Origin of the sequence: Desertibacillus haloalkaliphilus, from assembly GCF_019039105.1 — a bacterium.
GTDB lineage: Bacteria > Bacillota > Bacilli > Bacillales > KJ1-10-99 > Desertibacillus > Desertibacillus haloalkaliphilus.
In genome coordinates, this window is sequence record NZ_JAHPIV010000267.1 from 1 (window position 1) to 394 (window position 394).

Below are 394 nucleotides of genomic sequence, written 5' to 3' on the forward strand. Positions count from 1 at the left end.
GTTTTGATGAACTAACAAAAGAAGCAGAACGAGTTTCTCCTGGAGCAGAAGGAATTCTCTTTCATCCATACATTAATGGCGAAAGAGCGCCATTATGGAATCAACGAGCTAAAGGAAATTTCTTTGGAGTAACCATCACTCATAAAAAAGAACATTTTGTTCGAGCAGTACTTGAAGGAATTACCTTTAATTTATACCAAATTGGAAAAGCGCTAGAACGAGTGGCAGGAGAACCAGAAAAGCTCTTTGTTAACGGCGGATTGGCTAGGTCTAGCTTGTGGCTTCAAATGGTTGCTGATGTGTTTGGTAAAGAAGTATATGTTCCAGAAAGTCATCATAGTGCAGCATGGGGAGCAGCCTGGACAGCACTAGTTTCTATTGGAAAAGTTGATTC

Annotated in this window: 1 protein-coding gene; it reads left to right on the top strand. The window is 40.4% G+C overall.

Annotation, left to right across the window (positions count from 1 at the left end; genetic code table 11):
* On the top strand, nucleotides 1–394 hold a 394-nt coding region (locus tag KH400_RS21865), incomplete at both ends, for an FGGY-family carbohydrate kinase (RefSeq protein WP_246589979.1).